At 63.4% G+C, this 22897-nt stretch carries 17 protein-coding genes and 1 riboswitch; of the genes, 7 read left to right on the forward strand and 10 right to left on the reverse strand.

Features of this window, described 5'->3' with window-relative positions:
• A partial coding sequence (locus tag ACFQ95_RS22565; RefSeq protein WP_422834681.1) for an ABC transporter substrate-binding protein occupies positions 1 to 946 on the reverse strand: 946 nt, incomplete at its 3' end.
• Between the two features lie 192 nt (positions 947 to 1138).
• Here ACFQ95_RS22565 and ACFQ95_RS22570 point away from each other — a divergent pair.
• The gene (locus ACFQ95_RS22570) at positions 1139 to 1861 is read left to right on the forward strand and encodes a GntR family transcriptional regulator (protein WP_422834683.1); all 723 of its coding nucleotides are present in this window, start codon (positions 1139 to 1141) and stop codon (positions 1859 to 1861) included.
• Positions 1862 to 1949: 88 nt separating this feature from the next.
• Positions 1950 to 2046, forward strand: a riboswitch (cyclic di-GMP riboswitch).
• Positions 2047 to 2168: 122 nt separating this feature from the next.
• Positions 2169 to 3593 carry a hypothetical protein gene (locus ACFQ95_RS22575; RefSeq protein ID WP_422834685.1) on the forward strand — a complete coding sequence of 475 codons (1425 nt, stop codon included), beginning with the start codon at positions 2169 to 2171 and terminating at the stop codon, positions 3591 to 3593.
• Positions 3594 to 3640: 47 nt separating this feature from the next.
• Here ACFQ95_RS22575 and ACFQ95_RS22580 read toward each other — a convergent pair whose 3' ends face one another.
• The 3 genes from ACFQ95_RS22580 to ACFQ95_RS22590 all read right to left on the reverse strand — a co-directional run bounded on the left by ACFQ95_RS22580 (position 3641) and on the right by ACFQ95_RS22590 (position 6430).
• Positions 3641 to 4477, reverse strand: coding sequence for a hypothetical protein (locus ACFQ95_RS22580; RefSeq protein WP_422834687.1), 837 nt, complete (start codon positions 4475 to 4477; stop codon positions 3641 to 3643).
• An 11-nt stretch (positions 4478 to 4488) separates the two neighbouring features.
• Positions 4489 to 5520, reverse strand: a complete 1032-nt coding sequence (gene mgrA / locus ACFQ95_RS22585; RefSeq protein WP_422834689.1) for an L-glyceraldehyde 3-phosphate reductase — start codon at positions 5518 to 5520, stop codon at positions 4489 to 4491.
• A gap of 121 nt (positions 5521 to 5641) precedes the next feature.
• Positions 5642 to 6430: a fumarylacetoacetate hydrolase family protein gene (locus ACFQ95_RS22590; protein WP_422834691.1), complete on the reverse strand. Its 789-nt coding sequence runs from the start codon at positions 6428 to 6430 to the stop codon at positions 5642 to 5644.
• Between the two features lie 230 nt (positions 6431 to 6660).
• Between ACFQ95_RS22590 and ACFQ95_RS22595 the strand changes: the two genes are divergently transcribed.
• The 3 genes from ACFQ95_RS22595 to ACFQ95_RS22605 are packed head-to-tail and all read left to right on the forward strand — an operon-like array spanning position 6661 to position 14672.
• Positions 6661 to 7812 (forward strand): response regulator, encoded by a 1152-nt coding sequence (locus ACFQ95_RS22595; RefSeq protein WP_422834693.1) that lies wholly within the window; start codon positions 6661 to 6663, stop codon positions 7810 to 7812.
• A gap of 33 nt (positions 7813 to 7845) precedes the next feature.
• Positions 7846 to 9426, forward strand: coding sequence for a GAF domain-containing protein (locus ACFQ95_RS22600; RefSeq protein ID WP_422834695.1), 1581 nt, complete (start codon positions 7846 to 7848; stop codon positions 9424 to 9426).
• The gene (locus ACFQ95_RS22605) at positions 9423 to 14672 is read left to right on the forward strand and encodes a PAS domain S-box protein (RefSeq protein WP_422834697.1); all 5250 of its coding nucleotides are present in this window, start codon (positions 9423 to 9425) and stop codon (positions 14670 to 14672) included. Before ACFQ95_RS22600 ends, ACFQ95_RS22605 begins: the two co-directional genes overlap by 4 nt.
• 43 nt (positions 14673 to 14715) lie before the next feature.
• On the opposite strand, the gene ACFQ95_RS22610 is transcribed toward ACFQ95_RS22605, so the two are convergent.
• From ACFQ95_RS22610 to ACFQ95_RS22620, 3 genes are all read right to left on the reverse strand, one after another.
• Positions 14716 to 16095, reverse strand: a complete 1380-nt coding sequence (locus tag ACFQ95_RS22610; protein WP_422834699.1) for a sensor histidine kinase — start codon at positions 16093 to 16095, stop codon at positions 14716 to 14718.
• A 14-nt stretch (positions 16096 to 16109) separates the two neighbouring features.
• Entirely contained in the window at positions 16110 to 16826 is a 717-nt protein-coding gene (locus ACFQ95_RS22615; RefSeq protein ID WP_422834701.1) for a response regulator, read from the reverse strand.
• 140 nt (positions 16827 to 16966) lie between these two features.
• Complete coding sequence (locus ACFQ95_RS22620) at positions 16967 to 18334, reverse strand: AmpG family muropeptide MFS transporter (RefSeq protein WP_422834703.1); 1368 nt, start codon at positions 18332 to 18334, stop codon at positions 16967 to 16969.
• 32 nt (positions 18335 to 18366) lie between these two features.
• Here ACFQ95_RS22620 and ACFQ95_RS22625 point away from each other — a divergent pair, with 32 nt between their 5' ends.
• The gene (locus ACFQ95_RS22625) at positions 18367 to 19221 is read left to right on the forward strand and encodes a M48 family metallopeptidase (RefSeq protein ID WP_422834705.1); all 855 of its coding nucleotides are present in this window, start codon (positions 18367 to 18369) and stop codon (positions 19219 to 19221) included.
• A 68-nt stretch (positions 19222 to 19289) separates the two neighbouring features.
• On the opposite strand, the gene ACFQ95_RS22630 is transcribed toward ACFQ95_RS22625, so the two are convergent.
• On the reverse strand, positions 19290 to 20153 hold the full coding sequence (locus ACFQ95_RS22630; RefSeq protein WP_422834707.1) for a LysR substrate-binding domain-containing protein: 864 nt from the start codon (positions 20151 to 20153) through the stop codon (positions 19290 to 19292).
• A gap of 112 nt (positions 20154 to 20265) precedes the next feature.
• Here ACFQ95_RS22630 and bla point away from each other — a divergent pair, with 112 nt between their 5' ends.
• Entirely contained in the window at positions 20266 to 21144 is an 879-nt protein-coding gene (bla, locus tag ACFQ95_RS22635) for a class A beta-lactamase (protein ID WP_422834709.1), read from the forward strand.
• A 3-nt stretch (positions 21145 to 21147) separates the two neighbouring features.
• On the opposite strand, the gene ACFQ95_RS22640 is transcribed toward bla, so the two are convergent.
• A complete protein-coding gene (locus ACFQ95_RS22640) occupies positions 21148 to 21780 on the reverse strand; it encodes a LysE family translocator (RefSeq protein WP_422834711.1) in 633 nt (210 codons plus the stop codon).
• A gap of 109 nt (positions 21781 to 21889) precedes the next feature.
• Positions 21890 to 22816, reverse strand: coding sequence for a MerR family transcriptional regulator (locus ACFQ95_RS22645; protein WP_422834713.1), 927 nt, complete (start codon positions 22814 to 22816; stop codon positions 21890 to 21892).
• Positions 22817 to 22897: the final 81 nt, after the last annotated feature.

Below are 22897 nucleotides of genomic sequence, written 5' to 3' on the forward strand. Positions count from 1 at the left end.
CGGCGGCGGTCATCAGTACGGCGTCATAGGCGTAGCCGGTGTACGAGGTTTTCATGCCTTCCTTGTATTTGGCGGCGAAGGCATCGGCGTAGGCCTTGCCGGCTTCGCCGTAGACGCTGCCGACCTCCATGCCGAGCTGGCCCTTGGCGATGTCGGCCGGCGTGTCGGACAGGCTCATGCTGATCAGGATGGCGTACCAGGGTTTGGCGCGCAGGCCCAGTTCCATGGCTTCGCGGTTGACCACGGCCGATTCCTGGCCGTAGGCCGAGTAGATGTAGGCGTCGGGTTCGCTGCGCGCCATCTGCTGCAGCTCGCGGCGGTAGGTCGATTGGCCCTGGGTGTAGAGCAGCTCGGTGACGATCTTGCCGCCGAGCTTTTCAAACTCTTCCTTGAAGCCGTGCACCACGCCTTGGCCGTAGGCGTTGTTCGGCGCCAGCATGGCGACCTTGCGGTAACCCAGGGCCCAGGTGTCGGCGGCGGAGAACTTGTTGCCCAGGTTTTCCAGGCCGATGAGGTTGAACGAGGTCGCACCCAGGTCGCGGATCTTCACGCTGGTGCTGGCGATGTTGATGTGTGCCACACCTTCCTTCACCAGGTATTGGGCCATGGGCAGGGTGATGCCGGACGAGTATTCACCAATGACGACGGGCACCTTGTCCACACTGACCAGCTTGCGCGCGGCGTTGAGCGCGGTGGTGGCGTTGCCGCCGGAGTCTTCGACGATGACGTTGAACTTCTTGCCGAGCACGCCGCCCTTGGCGTTGACGTGTTCCACGGCCAGCGCGACGGCACGGCGCACGTCTTCGCCCACGGTGGCGTTCGAACCGGTCAACGACAACACGGCACCCATGGAGACGGTTTCCTGGGCGTGGGCCACAGGCGCGAGGGTGCTGAGCGCGAACAGCAGCGGCAGCGACAGAAGCACGGGACGAAGGCGAGCTTTCATGAAATTCTCCGGCAAAAAATATCCAAGTTGATGAAATTAGTAGCCAAATTTTGTATCTTTGAATCCAATGATTACAAAATTGGATCCAATTATAATGAGCAGTCACCACACGAAGTCAATACCGAATCCAATGAACGACTTGGATGTGCCATCCATGAACTGAGATGACACGTTCCGGTGATAAGGTGCAGCATGGCGATTACCAAAGGGCAGCAGCCCGTACACCAAACCATCCGTAGCGTGTTGCGCGCGGAAATCCTCAGCGGCGTGCTGCCAGGCGGCACGGCCTTGCGGCAAGACACCTTGGCCGCGCGTTTTGGCGCCAGCCGCATCCCCGTGCGCGAGGCTTTGCGCCAGCTTGAATTCGAAGGTTTGGTGGTCCACCAGCAAAACCGTGGTGTCACCGTGGCACGCATGACGGTGGAGCAGATCTGCGAGTTGCTCGACATCCGTGTGGCGCTGGAATGCCATGCCGCCAAGCTGGCCGTACCGAATATGGTGGAGCGCGACTTCGAGGCCATGGACCAGATCCTGGACGCCTACCAGGCCTCGACCGATGTCTCCGAATGGGCCGAATACAACCGCCGCTTCCACCTGGCCTTGTCGGCTCCGGCGAACAATCGCCGGCTACGCCGCCTGATCGAGGAATATTGCTTGAACACCGACCGCTACACCCATGTGGCGATGTCGGTGGCCACGGGCAAAGATCACCCGCAGGCCGACCACCGCGCCTTGGTGGCGGCATGCCGTGCGCGTGATGTACCGGCGGTGGTGGAGTTGCTGGAGCGGCACATCATGGACACCAAACGCGAACTGCTGGCCAGCGCGCGTGCGGCCTCGCGGGACAACGAAGCGCAGGACTCGGGTTTGTCTTCGTTGGCCGCGACCGAGGCGATTTCAGTGATCCTGGACTGAGCACAAAGCTGTGCATTTTTTCGCGCTCGCGGCGTTGATTGATGCGTCAATTACGCCGTGCTGCGAAACTTGTAACAACAGCGTTACCATCAACACTGGGCATACCCTCTGAAAAGAGGCGACGCAAAGCCACCACCTAAAGATGCCAGGCCAGCCTGCGCATCCACGGTAGCGGGGCTGCATGGGCGCAAGGCGCCCATACACACGCACAGGAGCCCGTTGCCATATGGCTGCGGGCTTTGTTTTTGGCGCCGTCGAATGCCCGTAGATCGGATTTGTCAGTCCTTCATTCACGGAGCTTTTTTCCATGCCTTTGACCGTTGGTCGCGCCTTCAAGCTTTACGCGCTCGCCGCTTCCCTGAGTCTTTCCGCCCTGGCCCACGCGGCCCACCCGCTGGACTTCCTGACGCCGGAGCAGCGAGTGTTCATGATGAACAAGTTCCTGCAGTCGCAAGAAGAGTTGAAAGGGCGCCCGGGACAGGCCGGCGCGGTCGATGGCAGCGGCGCCACACCATTGACACCAGAGCAGCGTGTGAAGTTGTTGAACTGGTTCGTCACCGGCAAGTCTGGTGACGAGTCCGTGGCAGCGGACGCGGCGGCAAGTGTTGGCGTCCACAAGCTGCCTGCTGCGGCCGTGCTGCCGCTGGCGGTGTCTGCGGCTTCAGTGCCTCAGCCTGCGGTGCCGCCGCCCGCCAGTGCGGCGGCACCGGGAGAAGCTGACATTGCTGCGTTGTTCGACAAGTGGCCGGCATTGACACAAGGCGTGAGCTTCGAGCGTTTCCGCGACGGATTCGCGATTGACGGTGCACGTTACCTCGACCCCGAGGGCCGCATCACGTCTTACGGATTTGATGCCAGCACGGGTGACTTCACCTACCTGGCGCAAACCGGCGCGGGCCAGTTCGTGCTCAAGAGCGGCCGCGCCGCCAGCGGCGCCGAACCGATCGAGATCGCCAAGGCCGAGTCGCGCGGCGGCATGTGGAGCGTGGTGTCCGCCAGCGGCAAGAAGTTCTCCGGCCAGCGCCTGATTCCCCTGGCGCGCGGCTTTATCGTAGCGCGCGACAACACCGGCTACCGCTACGTGCCGGGCAAGGGCATGACCTCGTTTGCCGCGCCAGAAGCTTTCTCCATCGCGTCGCTGCAAAGCGGCAACGTTTCGGGCACCGGCTACCTGCTGCTGGAGCGCAACCCGGAACAGCAGGCCGGGGCGAACAACAGCCTGGGCGCGCTGATCGGCAGCGTCAAGGCGCTGGGCAGCACCTTGGGCATGACACGCAAGGACGATTACGCGCTGCTCAACATCGACAACCGCAAGCTGGTGCCGATCAACATCGCGATCGAAGACAAACAGGTGCAGATCATGAGCGCCTGCCGCCAGCGCAACTTCATGATGGCCGAATGCCAGCGCATGGATTCGTACGAGAGCCTGTTCCAGGCCAACGGCGCGCCCAACATGACGCATTACTTCTGGCGTATCAATTGGTTCAATGCGGAAGGCCGGCCCATCCTGGTGTCGCAGGAAGGCGGCCTGACGCAGGTGGTGGCGGCGGACCTCGGCAGCGGCCAGAAAACCGCCTTGTTTGAGCGTGCCATGGGCATCGCCTCGTTCAGCGCCGTGCAGGGCAAAGACGGCAAGATCGCCGTCACCGCACAAATGGGCTTCAGTTCAGAAAAGAAGGAAGACGTTGTGACGCTGCTCGACGCTGCACCCGTGGTGGCGGCAGCGAAGTGATGCTTTTGTCCTGAGCGAGCAGGGCGCGAGGGCGCCATGCTCGGGTGTCAGACATTGGAGGCGTCCTTGGTGCCGGGCAGCCGTTGGCCCAGGTCCTTGGCGCCCTGGATAAAAGCAGCGTTGACCGCCTGCAGCGTGACATCGTTGAAGTGCCGGCCTACCTCGGATTCCAGAAAATCGGCGTAGGCTTGCAAGGTCTCCATAGGGATGTCCTGGTACATGGTGGCAAAGGAGGCGATGGAGAACGCCGCATAAAGCGTGAGCATCTGCGGGCGTTGGGCCGCGAGTTGGGCGCGTATTTCACTTTCGGTGACGGCCGCGCTTTCGGGTTGCACCAAACGTGCGCCCTGCATCATGGCGATGGCGATGTTGCCCGAGGTCTCCAGCATGAACTCGGCGGATCGGGTGGCTTGCACCATGCGTACCAACAAGGCCTTTCGGGCATCCGGCAAGGCGTCGAACAACACGCGGCCTTCGCGCATGCTGGCGTCGGGACTGACGATCTTCTTGGCGGCATCGACTTCCGCCTGGCGTACGGCCTGGCCCTGAGGCGAGTCAAACCAGCGCAGCAATGTGGCCACCTGCTCGGGCTTCAAGTTTTGCGCGAGCACCTTGGTGCTGGTCGCGCGCAACAACTCGGGCCCGAAAGCCCGCCCCATGGCGGCGGACGCGCGTTGGGCTTCCGAACTCGTCGCCGTGGAATCCGACTGCTTCAGCCGCTGTGCGAATCCAGCCTCGGCCTGGGCCCCCATCTGCCCAAGCTGGTCCCAGAGGCCGGCCTTGTGCATCAGCTCTTCTGCGACTTTGGTGTCGATCTCGGCATGTGCCAAGCCGCTCATGAAAAGTGCAGCGGCCAGCAAGGCCAGACGTAGTTTTCGAGTCATTTTTTCCCCGCTCAGGCTGTTGAAGAGCGCGCCCACAGGTTGAGTCCGCCGTCCACCGCATGTTTGTCTATGGCCGTCAGTTCTTCGGCCGAGAACACGCTTTGCTTGAGCGCACCCACCAGTTCGGTGATCTGTTCGGGGCGGCTGGCGCCGATCAGCGCGGAGGTGACGCGCGGGTCGCGCAGCACCCAGGCCACGGCCATCTGCGCCAGGCTTTGGCCGCGTTCAGCGGCGATGTCGTTCAGCGCTTTGACGCGGGCGATGTTTTCTGCTGCCAAATGGTCCTGCTTGAAGGTGCCGCCGCCGGCGCGGTTGATGCGTGCATCGGCCGGCACACCATTCAGGTATTTGGTGGTCAGCAGGCCCTGGGCCAAGGCGCTGAAGGCGATGCAGCCGACGCCGGTGCTTTCCAGCGTGTCCAGCAGTTCCTCTTCGACCCAGCGGTTGAGCATGTTGTACGAGGGCTGGTGGATCAGGCAGGGCACACCCATGTCGCGCAGCAGCGCCGTGGCTTCGCGGGTTTTGCCGGCGGAGTAGCTGGAGAGTCCCACATAAAGGGCTTTGCCCTGCTTCACGGCCGTGGCCAGTGCACCCATGGTTTCTTCCAGCGGGGTTTCGGGGTCGAAGCGGTGCGAGTAGAAGATGTCAACGTAGTCCAGCCCCATGCGCTTCAGGCTTTGGTCCAGGCTGGACAGCACGTACTTGCGCGAGCCGCCGCTGCCGTAAGGGCCGGGCCACATGTCATAACCGGCCTTGGTGGAGATCAGCAACTCGTCGCGGTAGGGCCGGAAATCGCGGCGCAGGTGTTCGCCGAAGTTGATCTCGGCCGCGCCAGCGGTGGGGCCGTAGTTGTTGGCCAGATCGAAATGTGTAATGCCCAGGTCAAACGCCGTGCGCAGCATGGCGCGCTGGCTCTCGAAAGGGGTGGCGTCGCCGAAGTTATGCCACAGGCCTAGCGTGATGGCCGGTAGTTTGAGCCCGCTTTGCCCGCTGCGGCGGTAGGCCATGGTGTCATAACGGTTGGCGGCGGCGGAATAGGGCATGCGGGTGTCTCCTGCGGGTGAATGGGATGAGGTCAATTCATTCTAGGGAGCGCGTTTTCCCCCGGCGTGACGGCCCGTGCAAAGCCGTCCGCCCCGCAGGGATTCCATAGACACCAGGGCTTCAGTTCAGCGTGAGACTGGCTTCGCCAATGCCCGGGAACACCGTGCGCACCGTGCCCGGCGCGCTGAGCCTGAGCAGGCCACACCAACTGCCGGTGGTGAGAATGCTGCCGGCGGGCACCGTGCCGTGGCGCTCGGCCACATGGCGCAGCCATAGCGGCACCACCCACAGCGGGTCGCCTGTGGGGTGTGAGCCGGTGTAGCTGCGCTGGTCGCCATGGGGTTTGCCATCGACATAGACCTCGCAGGTTTGCGCCGCCCAATCGCTTGCGCTGCGCGCGGTGAAGGCTTGCCACGCGCCCAGCGTCAGCGCGCCGTGCACTTGCATGTCGGCGGTGCGCAGCAGGGGCGCCACGTCCGTGCCTTGTTGCCAGCGGCTGTCCACCAGTTCAATCGACACGGCCATGCCGTCGAGTACGTCGGCCAGGTTGGCCACACTGATGCTGGCGGCTTGCGTGGCACTGAGGCTGGTGCCCACACGCACGGCCACTTCGGCTTCGAAGGTGTGTAGGAAGTGGCCGCTCCATGGGCGGACGGCGGGCGAGGTCTGCACTCCCTCAGACGGCAGCGGCGCATAGCTGGCGGGGCTGCCGGTGTTGGGTGCGCCGCCCTTCCAGTGTGTTGGTGCCGGGCCGGGGAACCAGCCCAGCGTGGCGGCTACGGCGTCTTGTACGGCGTAGGCAGTGCCGATGTCGGGCACGGCCACTTCCCAGCCTGCGGCGTCCACGGCGGTATGCGAACGGCGGGCTGCAGCCAATGCAAGCGCCAGCGAGAGGACCGATTTTTCCATGTCAAAGCCTTTGTTGAACAGGCATCGAGTATCCGGGCAAGCGCGGCATGTGTGTACCGGGGCGCTCGCTTGAGGATGGAATGGCGTTGGGCAGGTTCGGCCATGATGGACAAGTGCTTGCTCTCTGATACATACTCGTTTACAGGTGCGAAAGGTTTCGTGGAGCTTGTCTACGGTCTGTTCAGGCTCTTACCGGATGTTGTTCAACGTTCTTGCAACCGGGCAAACACTTGAGTAATTTACCGAGCAGTTCTCAAAAGCCTATCGTTTTGGTGGTTGACGACACGCTCGACAACCTCTTGCTGGTGTCGGAGCTGCTCAAAGAGCTCTACAAGGTGAAGATTGCCAACAGCGGCATGAAGGCCTTGGCCATGGCGCATGCACAGCCGCAGCCGGACCTGATTCTGCTGGACATCATGATGCCCGAGATGTCGGGTTACGAGGTCTGTGCCCAGCTCAAGCAGGACCCCGCCACGCGGCACATCCCGGTCATCTTCCTGACGGCGCTGAACAACACCGAGGAAGAAAAAAAGGGCCTGGAACTCGGGGCCGTGGACTTCATCACCAAGCCCATGAATCCGCCGATTGTGTTGGCACGTGTGGGCACGCAGTTGCAGGTGAAGGCCGCAGCGGATTTCTTGCGCGACAAGAACGAATACCTGGAGACCGAAGTGCAGCGGCGCGGGCGCGAACTTGCCGCCATCCAGGACGTCACCATCCTCGCCATGGCCTCGCTGGCGGAAACCCGGGACAGCGACACCGGCAACCATATTCGGCGCACCCAGCATTACATCCGCTTGCTGGCCACGCAACTGCGCCAGCACCCGCGTTTCGAGGCCTACCTGAACGAGCAGACGATTGACATGCTGTACAAGTCGGCCCCCTTGCACGACATCGGCAAGGTGGGCATTCCGGATCGGATCTTGCTTAAGCCGGGGCGCTTCGAACCGCACGAATTCGAAATCATGAAGACCCATTGCCGGCTTGGCCGGGATGCCATTCAGCACGCGGAAGCCAGCCTGGGGACGGAGGTGGCTTTTCTGCGATACGCCAAGGAAATCGCCTACGGCCACCAGGAAAAGTGGGATGGCAGCGGTTATCCCGAGGGTTTGGCGGGTGACCAGATTCCGATCTCCGCCCGGCTGATGGCCGTGGCCGATGTGTACGACGCGCTCATCAGTCGCCGCGTCTACAAGGAGGGCATGTCGCATGACAGTGCGGTGGCCGTGATCACCCAGGGGCGTGGCAGCCATTTCGACCCGGACATGGTGGACGCCTTTGTCGCCGTGGCTGACCAGTTTCAGCAGATCGCACTCACCTTTGCCGACAGTGACGGTGAGCTGGCCGAAAAAGCTGAAACCTTGAAGCTCATCCGAGGGTGAGCGGGCGTGCAGCCATCGGCTAGCCTGACCCGCATGTTGCAGCGTCCGCGAACGCTCTGGACGCTGGTGCTGGTGTTTGCCTGCCTGGTGGCCAGTGTGGTGTGGTGGAGCGATCAGCGCTTGCGCGCATACCAGCGCCTGGACCTGCTGCAAACCGAGTCGCGGCGCAGCAGTGTGGAGCTGATGTCGGCTACCTTGAATGGCAGCTTGATGGGGGCGGTTGCACTGCTGGGTTTGCTGGACGGCAACATCAAGGCAGAGGCCGATAAATGGGTGCCCGGCTGGGACGAGGCCGTGGTACCGGTGCTGGCCACGGTGGGGCAGGCCTACAACGCCGACGGGGTGTTCGTCGTAGGGCGCGATGGCAAGGTGGCCTCATCGTGGGAAAAGGCTGGCCCGCTCATGACCGGCACAGAAGTCGGTTTTCGCCCCTATGTCCAATTGGCGATGAAGGGGCAGACGAGCATTTATGCGGCGGTCAGCCTGGTGCGTGGTGAACGCTCGCTGTTCTACTCGGCGCCGGTGTTCTTCAATCAGGTGCGTGAGTCGTTTGGGACCGGAGCTGTGGTCGCGCGCACCTCGCTGGCGCGTGTGGATCAACTGCTGACCAGCAAGTTCGACGCCGCCATGCTGTTGTCGCCGCAGGGTATTGTGTTTGCGGCCAGCCGGCCGGAGTGGATCGGGCAACTGACGGGACAGGCCACGCCGCAGAGGCTGCAGGCGATCCGCGAACTCAAACAGTTCGGCGATCAGTTTGACAAGCAGGCACCGGCCCTGTTGGCGCTGGACTTGACGGCAGGCTTTAAATCTCTGGACGGCAAGCGTTATGCGCTGGCGGCGGCACAGGTGGATTGGAACGACCCGTCGGGCCCCTGGACGCTGGTGGTGCTGGAGGATTTGTCGCGCACCATTACTTGGGACGACAGCGCCACCCGCGCGTTGCTGGCTGGCGCGCTCGCGCTGGTGTTGGCGCGCATGTTGGTGCAAATCCTGCACAGCCGCAGAGCGGAGCGCACGGCTGCAGCGCAGTTGCAGCGCCATGCTGAACAACAACAGCAACGCGCAGATTTTCGCCAAAGCCTGGGTGAGTTGTCGCTGCAGATGCAGGCCGCTGGCAGTCTTGAAGCCTTGTCTCTGGTTTTCTTCCGTCAGGCCCGCGAACTGGTGGGGGCGGTGCAGGGTGTGCTGTATGTCACCCAAGCCTCTTGGGTAGAGCCGCTGGAACCGGCCGCGCCCGGCCTGTGGCTCGCAGGTTTCAGTGCCTGTGCCGACATGCCGCCGCCCTACATCGCCATGGGGGAGGGGCTGTTGGGGCAGTGTGCCGCCGATGGCCGGGCGCAACTGATCGATACCCCGCCCGAAGGTGTGTGGAACCTGCGCTCAGGCCTGGGTGGTGCGCGTGCCGCGGTGTTGTCGCTGCGGCCGCTGCTGGCTGCGGGCCGCCTGGTGGGTGTGCTCGAGTTGGGGCTACGCGAACGCCCGGGGGTGGAGGCGGCACACCAAATGGATGATCTGGTGCAACTGCTGACCAGCCAGCTGGATAGCCTGCGGCGCCACGGGCCGGGGGGCCATGCCGTCACCAGCGGTCCGAATACCGAAAAGGCCGAGACATGAACGTTTTCACCGGCGCGCTGGAGCGCCGCACACTGCAGACCAAACTCACCCTGGTGGTGCTGGTTTTGCTGGGCGTTACGGCGGCAATAGGTCTGACCGGCCTGTCGGCGCAGCGTTTGGTGGCGCACGAGATCGAGGTCCTTTTCCAGAACCAGTTGTTGGGCATCTCCAACACCAAAAACGCGCAGATCCAGTTCATGCTGATCGGCCGTGAAATCCGCCAGGCGGCGCTGGCCGGGCCGGGAAGTGCGCGCGATGGCGCACTGCAAACCGTACGCGATGCCGATGCCCAGGTGATGCGGGGGATTGAAGAGTTGCGTGGCCGTATCCTGACCGAGCAGAACCGCAAGCTGCTCGAGGTGTTTGAAACCGAGTACGCCAGCTGGATGGTCAACCATCACAACGCAATGGCCATGATGGCACGTGGCGAAGAGTCCGAGGTCTCAGCGTATTTGGCGTCGCAGCAGTTTCGTGCGCCCGGGCAGAGGGCCAACAAAGCGCTGGACGAAGTGGCGAATGGCATGGAACAAGATGCCAAACTGTGGGCCAAGAATTCGGTGGCCAACATGGCTGAAGCGATTCAGCGCGCGGTCTGGCTGCTGGCGCTGGGGCTGCTGGTGACGGTGGCCGTCAGCCTGCTGATTGCCAGGTCGATACGCCGGCCTTCGGCGGCGGTTGAACACGCGGTCCAGCAATTGGCGCAAGGAAACCTGGGTGTGGTGGTGCCGCACACCGATTACAACAACGAAATTGGCGACATGGCGAAGGCCATCCAGGTGTTGCAGGCCGGTGCACTGTCGACGCAAGGCCTGGGCTGGGTCAAGAGCCATCAAGCCGACATTGCCAACGCCCTGCAAGCGGCAATGGACTTTTCCGAGCTGTCGCAAATACTCTTCCACAAACTGGCGCCGCTGGCCCATGTGGGGCACGGCGCCTTCTACCTCTTCGAGGAAGAGACGCGTCAGCTGCGTCAGCTGGGAAGCTACGCCATGCGTGAAGACCCGAAGCTCACCCCACGCTTTGCGCTCGGCGAAGGCCTGGTGGGGCAGTGTGCGCTGGAGCGTAACCCCATCGTGCTGACCGATGTGCCGCCCGGTTACCTGCACATCAGCTCGGGTCTGGGCAAGGCTGCGCCGGCGGTGATCACCGTGCTGCCCTTGCTGCGCAGCGGTCGGCTGTTGGGGGTGCTGGAGATCGCCTCGTTTGAGCCCATGGATGAGCGCGCCCAATCCCTGCTCGAAGGTTTGTTGCCCATAGTCGCCATGAACCTGGAAATCCTCGAGCGCAGCCTGCGCACCCAGCGGCTGCTGGAGGAAACCCGCGGCCAGGCCCAGGCGATGCAGCAGCAAGCAGCCACGCTGGAACAACAGGCCGTGGAGCTGGAGGCGCAGAAGAACGCCATCCAATCGACCGAGGCCTGGTTCCGGGCCATCATCGAGGCCTCGCCCGATGGCTTGCTGGTGGCCAACCGCCAGGGGCAGATCACCATGGTCAACCCGCGCCTGTGCGAGATTTTTGCTTATGCCGAAGCGGAGCTGATGGGGCAGCCGATTGATCTGCTGGTGCCCGTGGCGCAGCCGCATGGCCGCGTCGACCTGCGGGATCATTTTCTGGCAAGCGACACCGCGCTCAAGCTGGACGATGCCAAACACGCGCTGTTGGGGCGGCGCAAGGATGGCTCGGAGTTTGCGCTCGAAGTCGGGCTGGCGTTGCTGCCCGCGGTGGAGGGGCGAGAGACCAGCCTGTTTGCCTCGGTGCGCGACATCACCGAGCGCAAGAAGCAGGAGCAGGAGATCGCGAAGCTGCTGAGCGAGCAGGAAACCATTTTCCGCAATGCGCCCAACGGCATCATCTACACCGCCGATGGTGTGATCGTGCGCGCCAACCAGCGGGTCGCCGACCAACTCGGCTATACGCTGGAAGAACTGGTCGGGCAACCGGCCGCCTGCATCCATGCCTCCGAGGAGGCCTATCTGACGTTTGGCCGTATGGCCGGGCCTGTCTTGGGGGCGGGAAACGTGTTTGCCGCCGAATGGCGTTTTGCGCGCAAGGATGGCGCCGACTTCATGGCGGCCATATCGGGCCAGTCGGTTCAGGTGGCCGGTTACCAGCGTGCGGCCATCTGGATGATGGAGGATATTTCCGAGCGCAAGGCGGCCGAGCACGCGGTTGCCGAAGAGCGCGAGCGGCTGCAGCAAATCCTGCAGAACAGCCCCGTGGGGGTGACCATCAATTCCGAAACCGGTGTCACCGCCTTTGCCAACTTGCAGATGTCCAAGCTGATGGGGCTGACGGTGGATGCATTGCTGGCGCGCAATGTCGCCTCGTTGTGGAAGCACCCGGAAAACCGTCAGCAGTTTGTCGAGCTGTTGCTGCAGGACGGGGTTGTCAAAGACTATGAAGCCGAGTTGCTGCGCGAGGACGGTGCGGTGCGCTCGGTGCTGATCAGTGCCAACCGCATGGTGCATGAAGGCACAAGCCAATTGGTCAGTTGGGTCTACGACGTGACGGAGCGTAGGCGCATGGAGTCGGAGATTCAGCGCATCAACTTCCTCAGCGATATTGCACTGGAGCTGACCGGCAGCGGCTACTGGTATGTGGACTACAACGACCCGGGCCATTACTACCAATCGGAGCGTGCAGCACGCCTGCTGGGTGAGCCTATCAAAGCCGATGGGCGCTACAAACTCGACAGCGAATGGCTTGAACGCCTGCAGGCCGCCAATCCGGAAGCGGCGAAAACCGCGGTGGAACGCTACCAGGGCGCGGTCGACGGCAAGTACGAGATGTACGACTCGATTTACGCCTATAAGCGTCCCGTCGATGGCGAGGTGGTCTGGGTGCATGCCGTGGGCAAGATGGTGCACGACGAGGCGACCGCCAAGCTGTTGTTCATGTACGGGGCCTACCAGGACATCACGCAGCAGAGAAAAACAGAAGACGATATCCGGCAGGCACGCGAATTGGCCTTGGAGGCGACCCACGCCAAGAGCGACTTCTTGGCCAATATGAGCCACGAGATCCGCACGCCCATGAATGCCATCATAGGCATGAGCCATCTGGCGCTGCAAACGCAGCTGGACAAGAAGCAGCGCAACTACATTGAGAAGGTGCACCGCTCGGGCGAGAACCTGCTGGGCATCATCAACGACATCCTCGACTTCTCCAAGATAGAGGCCGGCAAGCTGAGCATGGAGAGCATCGATTTCCGTCTCGAAGATGTGATGGACAACCTGGCCAATCTGCTGAGTTTCAAGTCCGAAGACAAGGGGCTTGAGCTGCTGTTCAATGCGGCGGCGAACGTGCCCACGGCCTTGCGTGGTGATCCGCTGCGCCTGGGACAGGTGTTGCTCAACCTGGGCAACAACGCCGTCAAGTTCACCGAAAAAGGCGAAATCATCATAGGCATTGAGAAGGCCGGTGAAGACAGCGAGGGTGTGGACCTGCATTTCTGGGTGCAGGACACCGGCATAGGCATGACGCAGGAGCAGTGCGGCAGGATGTTCCAGAGCTTCAGCCAGGCCGATGCCTCGACCACCCGAAAGTATGGCGGCACCGGTTTGGGCTTGGCGATCTCCAAGACGCTGGTTGAACTGATGCACGGGCGGATCTGGGTCGAGAGCACTCCCGGCAAGGGGTCGACGTTTCATTTCCATGCGCGATTTGGCGTGCAGGACGCACCCCAGGCCAGGCGTATGTTCCGTGCCGACGAACTCGCGGGCCTGCGCGTGCTGGTGGTCGACGACAACGCGTCTGCACGCGAAATCCTGTCCACCATGGCCGGCTCGTTCGGCTTGGCCGTGGATGCCGCCGACACCGGTGCCTATGCGTTGCGCATGGTGCGCGAGGCCGACCAAAAGTCCTTGCCCTACGACCTGGTGTTGATGGATTGGAAGATGCCCGAGATGGACGGGGTGACCACCCTACAGAAATTGCACACCGAGGAGCTGACACATACGCCGAATGTGATCATGGTCACGGCTTATGGCCGCGACGATGCCCTCAGTGCCGCTGCCCAGCGCGGCCTGGCGCTGTCCACGGTACTCACCAAGCCCATCACTTCGTCCACCTTGCTGGAGGCTGTGGGGGAATCTCTGGGCAAAGGGGTTGTGGTGGAGACACGTGCCGAAAGCCGGGCCGACACCGCCGCCTCGGCCATGGCCCGGCTGGTTGGTGCGCGTGTGCTGCTGGTGGAAGACAATGACATGAACCAGGAACTGGCCACGGAGTTGTTGCGCAACGCCGGCATGGAGGTGGTGGTGGCCAACCACGGCCAGGAGGCCCTGGATGCGCTGGCCACGGCCGCGATTGAGTTTGACGGCGTGCTGATGGACTGCCAGATGCCGGTGATGGACGGTTACACCGCCACCCGCGAGATCCGCAAGATGGCGCGCTACGATGCCTTGCCCGTCATCGCCATGACCGCCAATGCCATGGCCGGTGACCGTGAGAAGGTGCTGGAGGCGGGCATGCAGGACCACATTGCCAAGCCCTTGAACGTGGCGCAGATGTTTACCACCCTGGCCCAATGGATACAGCCCAAGCGGGTATTGGCCAAGACCGGTAGCCGCGCCCTTGGTGCTGCAGCGCCGCAGAAGCTAGCGTCTTCTGACGCCGTGGCCGGTGGCCTTGCCGGCGCTTTCGCCCTGGGCTTGCCGGGCATTGACCTGCACGCCGGCATGGCCGCCGTCATGGACAGCGAAAAGCTGTACCGGCGTTTGCTCGGCAAATTCCACGACACCCAGGGCGCTTTTGACCAGTTGTTTGCGCAGGCGCGTGTTGCCACAGATGCCAGCGCCGCCACGCGCGCGGCACACACACTCAAAGGCACGGCCGGCACCATTGGTGCCAAAGCGGTGGCCGCGGCTGCGGGGCAACTTGAGCAGGCGTGTGCAGCGGGGGCCGATGATGACACCATTAAACGTTTGCTGGCCAGCACCTTGAGCGAACTGGCCACGGTGATGGCCGGGCTGGACGCGCTGCAAGCTGCCGAAGCCAGTGTGCCCGCAGCGCCCACATCGATGGTGGCTGTTGCACCGGTAGACAGCGTTGTGCTGCAGCAAAGTCTGGCCAAGCTGGCACTGTTGCTGACCGAGGGCGACATGGAGGCGGCAACGGTGGTCGACGAACTGCAAATGCTGGCCGCCGGCACCCCTCTGGCACACCCCTTGAAACGCGTGGCGGAACTGGTGGCCGACTGTGACTTCGATGCCGCGTTGAGCGCCCTGCCTGCGGCCGTGGCCTGACCAGGCTGTTGCGGCTCTGTTCGCGCTCTCCCGCCAGCCGCGATCAGGCGGCTTGGCGCGGCAGTTCGATGACGAAGCAGGCGCCGCCGCCCTCGCGGCCTTCGCAGCGCACACTGCCGCCGTGGCGCTCGGCGATGGATTTGACCAACGCCAGTCCCAGGCCTACGCCACCGTCACGCTCGCTGGCGCCGGGCAAGCGGTAAAACGGTTCGAAGATGCGGGCACACAGCTCGGGTGGCACACCTGGGCCGCGGTCGAACACGCGCAGCACAGCGCTGTCGCCAGCGGGTTGCAGCGTCGCGGTCACGGGGCCGGTGGTGTAGCGGCGCGCGTTTTCCAGCAGGTTGCGCACCGCGCGGCGCAACAGCTTGGTGACGCCGTGCACGATGACGGGGTGGCCATCGCTGTCTTCCGTGTCGAGGCCGACTTCGGCCTCAGGGTCGGGATGGGCGCCGGTCACAAAGCCTGCGCCGGTGCGCGCGCACTCCTCGGCCACCAGGCCAATCATGTCGACTTCTTCGACCGTGCCGAGGTCGCTCTCGTGGGCATCGAGCCGGCTGGCGAGCAAAATCTCTTCGATCAGCTCGTCGAGTTCGGCGATGTTGCGCTTGATCTCGGTTTTCGGTGCCGATGAGGCGTCGCCCATCAACTCCAGCCCCATGCGGATACGCGCCAGCGGCGAGCGCAACTCGTGCGAGGCGTTGGCCAGCAGAGACTTTTGCGACTTGACCAGGCTTTCCACGCGGTCTGCGGCGTCGTTGAAGCGTTGTGCCAGCAGCCCGGCTTCGTCGTTGCCCTTGATCGGCACACGCGCCGACAAATCGCCCTGGCCCCATTGGTCCACGCTGCGCTGCAGCGATTCGAGCCGCCGCGTCAGCCGCCGGATGATGGGGTACATGGCCAAGGCCATGGCCACGCCCACCAGGCCCAGCATCCAGAAAAAGCCGAACGGCGGCCGATTCCATTGCGCGCGCGGGGGCCGCGGCAGGTGCACCAGCAGATGCTGGCCGTCGGCCATGCGCACCACGAATTCGGGGCCACGGGTGTAGGCCGGCGGGGGCGGCGGCAGATCGGGGTCTATGGGCGGCAGCAGGCGGCTGGCGCCGTGTGCCGGGGCGCGGTTTTCGTCTTCGCTGTCCGTATTGGGCTGATCCGGATGACGCGGCACCGGTGTGGCGTCGGCGGTTTCCTGGCCTTCGTCCTCCGGGTTGTGGCCCCGGCGCGAAATGCCCTGGCCTATGATTTGCCCGGCATCGTTGCGCACCACCAGGTCGCGCAACGGAGGGTCCGTGGCAGCGCGCCAGGCCCAGCCCACCAGAATGGTCAACACCGCCACGGCCAGCAGCACTGCCAGCCAGATGCGTACATACAAACGTTGCAGTACCGCGGGCAGGGCGGCGTGGCCCTCAGACGGTTTGGGCATGGCGATCCGCAGCCCTAGTCTTGCTGCTTGGCGAAGACGTAGCCCGCACCACGCACCGTGACGATACGTTTGGGATTCTTCGGGTCGGCCTCGATGGCGGCGCGGATGCGGCCCATGTGCACGTCGATGGAGCGGTCAAAGGCTTCGAGTTCGCGGCCACGCACGGCTTCCATGATTTGATCGCGCGACAACACCCGACCGGCACGCTCGGCCAGCGTGACCAGCAGGTCGAACTGGTAGGCGGTGAGATCGGCGGGCTGGCCGGCGACCGAAACCGCGCGCGCGTCGCGGTCGATTTCCAGCGAGCCGAAGCGCAGCAGCTTGGCATTGGCTGGCGCACCTTCAACACGGCGGCGCAACACGGCGCGGATACGGGCCAGCAGTTCGCGTGGCTCAAAGGGTTTGGGCAGGTAATCATCGGCACCAAGTTCCAGGCCGATGATGCGGTCCAGCGGGTCGCCCTTGGCGGTGAGCATCAGCACCGGAATACGCGCCAGCTCACCCTCGGCGGCGCGGATGCGGCGGCAGACCTCCAGACCGTCCATATCGGGCAGCATCAGGTCGAGGATCACCAGATCCGGACGTTGGCCGGTCGGTGGCTCTTCCAGGTGTGACAGGCCCGCCTGCGCGGTGGCACATTCGGTCACGGTGTAGCCCGACAAACCCAGGTACTCACCCACCATGTGGGAGAGGCGGGTGTCGTCTTCAATCATCAGAAGTTGTGCGCTCATGGGATCAGTTTAGTCTTGGCGATGGCTTTTGGGGGCCATCCCGGACTTGGGAATATGGGATGAGCGATATTCCCTGGCGCGTGGCGCCGTGGTTTGTCCCCTCCGTAAAGATAGGTAAACCTGGGCAGGGCCAGCGTGTTCTACGAGGCAATCGACTTGCTGGCGGACTCCGGCAGGGCCGCGGATGGCGCGGGCGCCAAGCGCCCGGCGAGTGTTATCAACAGCAGCACCGGCACACCCAGCAGGGCCGTGCCGGTGAAGAAGCTTGCGTAGCCATAGTGGTCAACCGCCACGCCGGAAAAGCCGGCCAGCCATTTGGGCAACAGCAGCATCACCGAGCTGAACAAGGCGTACTGGGTGGCGGTGTAGCTGATGCTCGTCAGGCTGGAGAGATAGGCAATAAAGGCCGCCGACGCTATGCCGCCGGCCAGGTTGTCAGCCGATACCACCAGCACCAGCGCCTGCACATCGTGGCCATGGCCACCCAGCCAGGCGAACAGCAGGTTGCTGGCGGCGCTGAGCACGGCGCCCAGCATCAACACCCGCATCACGCCCAAGCGCATGGACAACACGCCGCCAATGAAGGTGCCCACCAAGGTCATCACCACACCAAACACCTTGGTGACGGCGGCGACTTCGTCCTTGGTATAGCCCATGTCCACATAAAACGGGTTGGCCATGATGCCCATGACCACGTCACTGATGCGGTAGGTGGCGATCAATGCCAGGATCAACACCGCCTGCATCTTGTAGCGCCGGAAGAAGTCGGCAAACGGGTCGAACAGCGCAGTTTGCAGCCATTCGGCGGCGTTGCGTGCCGGCGCCCGTGGTGCGGGCTGTGGTTCGGTCGAAACCAGCACCGTGACGATGCCGCTCAGCATGCTGGCCGCCATCACCAGGTAGGCGGTTTGCCAGGCCCCGGCCTGGTAGGTGGCGGCATTGGCCACCTCGGCGCGTGCGGCAATCCACAGCACACCGGCGCCGGCCCAGATCATGGCCAGTCGGTAGCCGGTTTGGTAGGCCGCGGCCAGCGCGGCCTGGCGGTCCACGTCGGCCGATTCAATACGGTAGGCATCCAGCGCAATGTCCTGTGTGGCCGAGCAAAACGCCACCGCCAGCGCACACCACACCATGGGTTTCAGTGCCACGCTGGGATCGGTGACGGCCATGCCGGCCAGCCCGGCGGCAATGCCCAGTTGCGACAGCAGCAGCCAGCTGCGCCGGCGGCCCAGCCAGCGCGTCAAGCCCGGCAGCGGCACCCGGTCGACCAGCGGTGCCCAGACCCATTTGAAGGCGTAGGCCAGGCCCACCCAACTCAGATAGCCTATGGTGGAGCGGTCAACACCCGCCTCGCGCAGCCAGAAACTCAGGGAGCCCAGTACCAGCAGCAGCGGCAACCCGGCGGAAAAGCCCAGGGCCAGCATGCGCAGGGTGGCGCGTTCGCCATAGACCTTGAATGCCGTGTGCCAGGAGATGGGGGATTTGGAAAGAGATGCTTTGTCTGACATAGTGGCACAGAGATTGATGACTATTATTAGCCATGTGTTTTCTATGCCAAGCTAAATCCCAATCCGGTCTGCAACCTACGGCGCGGCGGCGCCTGTTTCTGCACCTGGGCGCTGCAGCGGCGGCGGGTGCGGCGGTGTTGCCTGCCGCAGCGCAGGTCGATGTGGGCAGTTCCTCCTGGACACGCCAGTTCGTTTCGGCCGAAAAGCTGGAGGATGCTGCCCAGCAGGAGTACAGCAAAATGTTGTCCGAGGCGCGCGCCCAGGGGGCCCTGGCATCCGACAACAACCCCCAGCTGCAGCGTCTGCGCGGGATTGCGCGGCGCATCATTCCTTTCGCCACACAGTGGAACCCGCGCGCGACGCAATGGCGCTGGGAGGTCAACCTCATAGGCAGCAAACAGGTGAATGCGTTTTGTATGCCCGGCGGCAAGATTGCGTTCTATACCGGCATCCTGGACCAGCTCAAGCTCAACGACGACGAGGTGGCCATGATCATGGGCCACGAAATGGCGCACGCGCTGCGTGAACATGCGCGTGAACGCATGGCCAAAAGCACCGGCACCTCGCTGGGTTTGTCCTTGGGTGCGCAGTTGCTCGGACTGGGGCAACTCGGCGATGTGGCGGCCAACTTGGGCACCCAGTTGCTCACGCTGACCTATAGCCGCAGCGATGAAACCGAAGCCGATTTAGTGGGTTTGGAGTTGGCGGCACGCGCGGGTTTCAACCCGCGTGCATCGGTCACTTTGTGGCAGAAGATGTCGCAGGCCGGTGGCTCTGGCGGCATTGGCTTTTTGTCGACGCACCCCCAAGGCCCGGACCGCATCCGCAAGCTGGAAGACAACCTGCCCAAGGTGCAAGGGCTGTACGAGCAGTCGCAAAAACGCTGATCTGTCTTTAAAAAATTTGGCAGTTAAGGCTTGCTGAACAAGCCTCGGCAGCTGCGTTATTCATAGCATCAAGCTGCGGCTGCCTTGGCCGTAATCCAATCGCTGAATGCGCGCATGGTGGCGCTTTGTTTGCGTGTGCCAAGCCGTGTCAGCCAGTACTGGCCGACCTGCACTTCCACGTCAAACAGGCGCACCAGCCGGCCGCTCTGCAGCGCGCTGCTGAACAGCCTGGTCGGCAGCAAGGCCACGCCAGCACCTTGAGCGGCGGCATCGGCAATCACCAGCGACGAGTCGAACATGGGGCCGCTGACCAGCGGTGCAGGCAGGCCGGCGGCGGCAAACCAGGTGGGCCATTCGTCCGAGCGGTAAGAGCGCAGCAGCACCTCGCGGCTCAGGTCCTTGGGCTGGCGAATGCGCTCGGCCAAAGCCGGGGCACACACCGGCGCGAGCGGGGCGTTGATCAGCGGCAACGCGGCCGTGCCATGCCAATTGCCGTCGCCAAAACGAATGGCAAAGTCCAGCCCCTCGCCGGCCAGGTCCACGCGGTTGTTGTTGGTCAGCAGCCGCAGCTCGACAAACGGGTGGCGGTTTTGAAAGTCGCGCAGACGTGGCAGCAGCCAACCCACGGCGAAGGTGCCGACCACGCCAATCGACAATACCTCGCGTTTTTGTTTGCCTTTGAACACCTGCAGTGTGGTGGCGATGCGTTCGAACGATTCCACCAGCACCGGCAGCAGCGCCTGGCCCTCGTCGGTCAGCGCCAGGCCACGTGGCACACGCCGAAACAGTTGCACGCCCAGGCGCGCCTCGAGGTTTTTGACGTGCTGGCTGACCGCCGTTTGTGTGAGGTGCAGTTCAACAGCGGCACGTGTGAAGCTCAGGTGCCGCGCCGAGACTTCAAAGGCGCGTAGTGCATTGAGGGGCAAGTCCATAGGGTCTGCGTTTTGTTTGAGCCCCAAGTTTTTCTCGGGGCAGGGTGCAATTATTCCCGTTTGTGAGAAGACTCGTCGCTCACTACGATTCGCGCTTTTACAGAGGAAAACAATGCTCACGAGACGTACTTTTACCGGTTATGGCGTAGCTGCCACGGCCTTGCTGGCGAGCCCAGGAATTCTCTGGGCCAGGAGCCTTGCAACGGATCTGGACGCCAGGTTCGTCCAGCTCGAAAAAACCGCCCAGGGGCGCTTGGGCGTCTATATCCTGGATACCGCCACTGGCCAGGGCCATGGTTACCGGGCGGACGAGCGATTCATGATGCTCAGCTCCTTCAAAACCTTGGCCAGTGCGCTGGTGCTGGCGCGCGTAGACCGCAAGCAAGAGTCGCTGGAGCGCCGCATACGCTTCGAGAAAAACGCCTTGGTCGACTGGTCGCCCATCACCGAAAAACACGTGGGCGGCGAAGGCATGACGCTGGCCGAGTTGTGCCACGCCACCATCACCACCAGCGACAACACGGCGGCCAATTTGATCTTGCAGAGCTACGGCGGCCCCAAGCGCCTGACACAGTTTCTGCGCAGCCTGGGCGACCAGGTGACGCGCACCGATCGCACCGAGCCGAGCCTGAACCTGCCCGCCAAAAATGAGCCCCTGGACACCACCACACCCAAGGCCATGACCGCCACGCTGCAGAAGCTGTTGTTCGGCAGCGCGTTGTCGCCGGCTTCACGCACACAACTGCAGCAATGGCTGGAGGCTAACACCACGGGCGGCAAACGCCTGCGCGCCGGGCTGCCAGCGCAGTGGCGTGTGGGTGAGAAAACCGGCACCAACAAAACGGGCGCCAACGACGTGGGTTTTGTTGTGCCACCACAAGGCAAACCCTGGCTGGTCACGGCTTACCTGGCCGAGAGCCAGGCGCCTATGGATGTGAAGGAAGCCGCCCTGGCCGGTGTGGGCGCGCTGCTGGCGCAGCTTGCTGGCTGAGCTTTAAACGCTGCGCTGCTTCAAGGTCAGCACCGACAGGCCGGCCGCCATAAACGTCAGTCCGGCGCCAATGTTCACGCCCTTGATGACGCGGGGCCGGGCCTGCAGCCAGCCCGCCAGGCGTGAGGCAAAGCCACCCATGAGTGTGAAGATGATGGCCGTCATCAGCGCGAAGATGGCGCCGTAACCCAGCATCTGCAGCGTCACCGAGCCCCGGCTGGCGTGCACAAACTGCGGCAGGAACGCCAGCACAAACAGGCCGGGCTTGGGGTTCAGCACATTGGACAACACGCCCGTGATGAACACCTTGCGCAGTGGCAGATGGGCCGAGGGTGTGAACGAAATCAGGTTACCCGCCGCCAGTGCCTTGTAGCCCAGCCACAGGAGGTAGAGCGCGCCCACGGCCTTCACCAGCCAGAACGCCTGCGGCGAGCTCTGGATGATGAGCGACAGCCCAAACGCTGCCGCCAGCGCGTGGCACATGATGCCAATGCCCGCGCCCAGGGACGACAACGCCGCTGCCATGCGCCCCTGGCTCAGGCCACGGCTGATGGCCAGGATGTTGTCCGGCCCCGGCGATAACACCACCACCACGCAGGCGGCCAGGTAGGCGAGAAGGGTGTCTATGGGGAACATGGCGGGCCTCTTTTCAACGCATTCACGGCAGCAGCTTGGGGATGGCATCGTAGTCGATCGCCAAGGCGTCTGCCGCCGCAAGCCTTGCGCCTTGCATCGAGCTAGGCCGTCATGTGCTTGCGGCCTCGGCTCGCCAGCGCTGCACCTGCTCGGCGATCTGCGTCAGTTGGGTCACGTGCAACAGCCGCGCGTGACCGCTGCGCTTTTGTAATGCCGCGCTGTTGCCGCCGGCCCATAACTCCAGCGCGGTGGGCAGCTGTGCACGCAAGGCGCCCAAGGATTCGCTCACCTGGTTGGGCGCCAGGTAGCCGCTAAAGCTTAAAGCGACGATGTCGGCGCGATGTGCGGCGGCGGCCAGCACGATGTCGGCCACGGGGGTTTGCACGCCTAGTGACAGGCACTCACAACCCTCCAGCGCCATCAAGGCCTCGGCCATCAGCAGGCCCAGGCCGTGTTGCTCGTCGGGCAGCGTGGTCAGCAGCACGCGTGGGCGCTCGTGGCGCGCCAGCTGCGGCATGCTCAGAATGGCTTGGCGCAAAACCAGCTGCAGCGACTCGCTGTAGATGTGTTCTTCAAAAACTTGTAGCTCGCCGCGCATCCAAAGCTCGCCCACCTGCGTAGTCAGCGGTGCAATGAGCGATATCACCCCATCTCCCACCCCCGAGCGCAGCAGCGCCTGGGTCAGCTTGCGCCGCAGGCCTTCGACGTCATGAGCGCGCAAGTCGTCCAAAAACGGTGTCAGCTCAGGGCGTGCGGGCGCGGCGCCAAAACTTTGCTGCTGCGCTTGTGCCAGCAGGGCTTGCAGGCTGTCGACGTCGGTGGGCACCAGTCGCCCGGCGCGGTGGCCCAGGTCGAGCAGGCGTTTGATCAGCCGCAGCTTTTGCACCTGGTCCAGCGGGTAGGCGCGCTCACCCTGCGCGTCGCGCTGGGGTTGCGGGAACTGGTAGCGCCGTTCCCACATGCGCAGGCTGTCTTTGCTGATGCCGGTGTCGCGTTCCACCGCCGCAATGCCCAGCAAAGCAGCCGCTTCAGCCATGGAAACACCTGGCGTGGGCCGACTTGGGCAGCTTGGGATTGGCCATCAGGAATTTTTTGTCTTGGACAAAGATGAGACAAA

The organism is Variovorax sp. HJSM1_2, assembly GCF_049316285.1.
Classification (GTDB): domain Bacteria; phylum Pseudomonadota; class Gammaproteobacteria; order Burkholderiales; family Burkholderiaceae_C; genus Rhodoferax_B.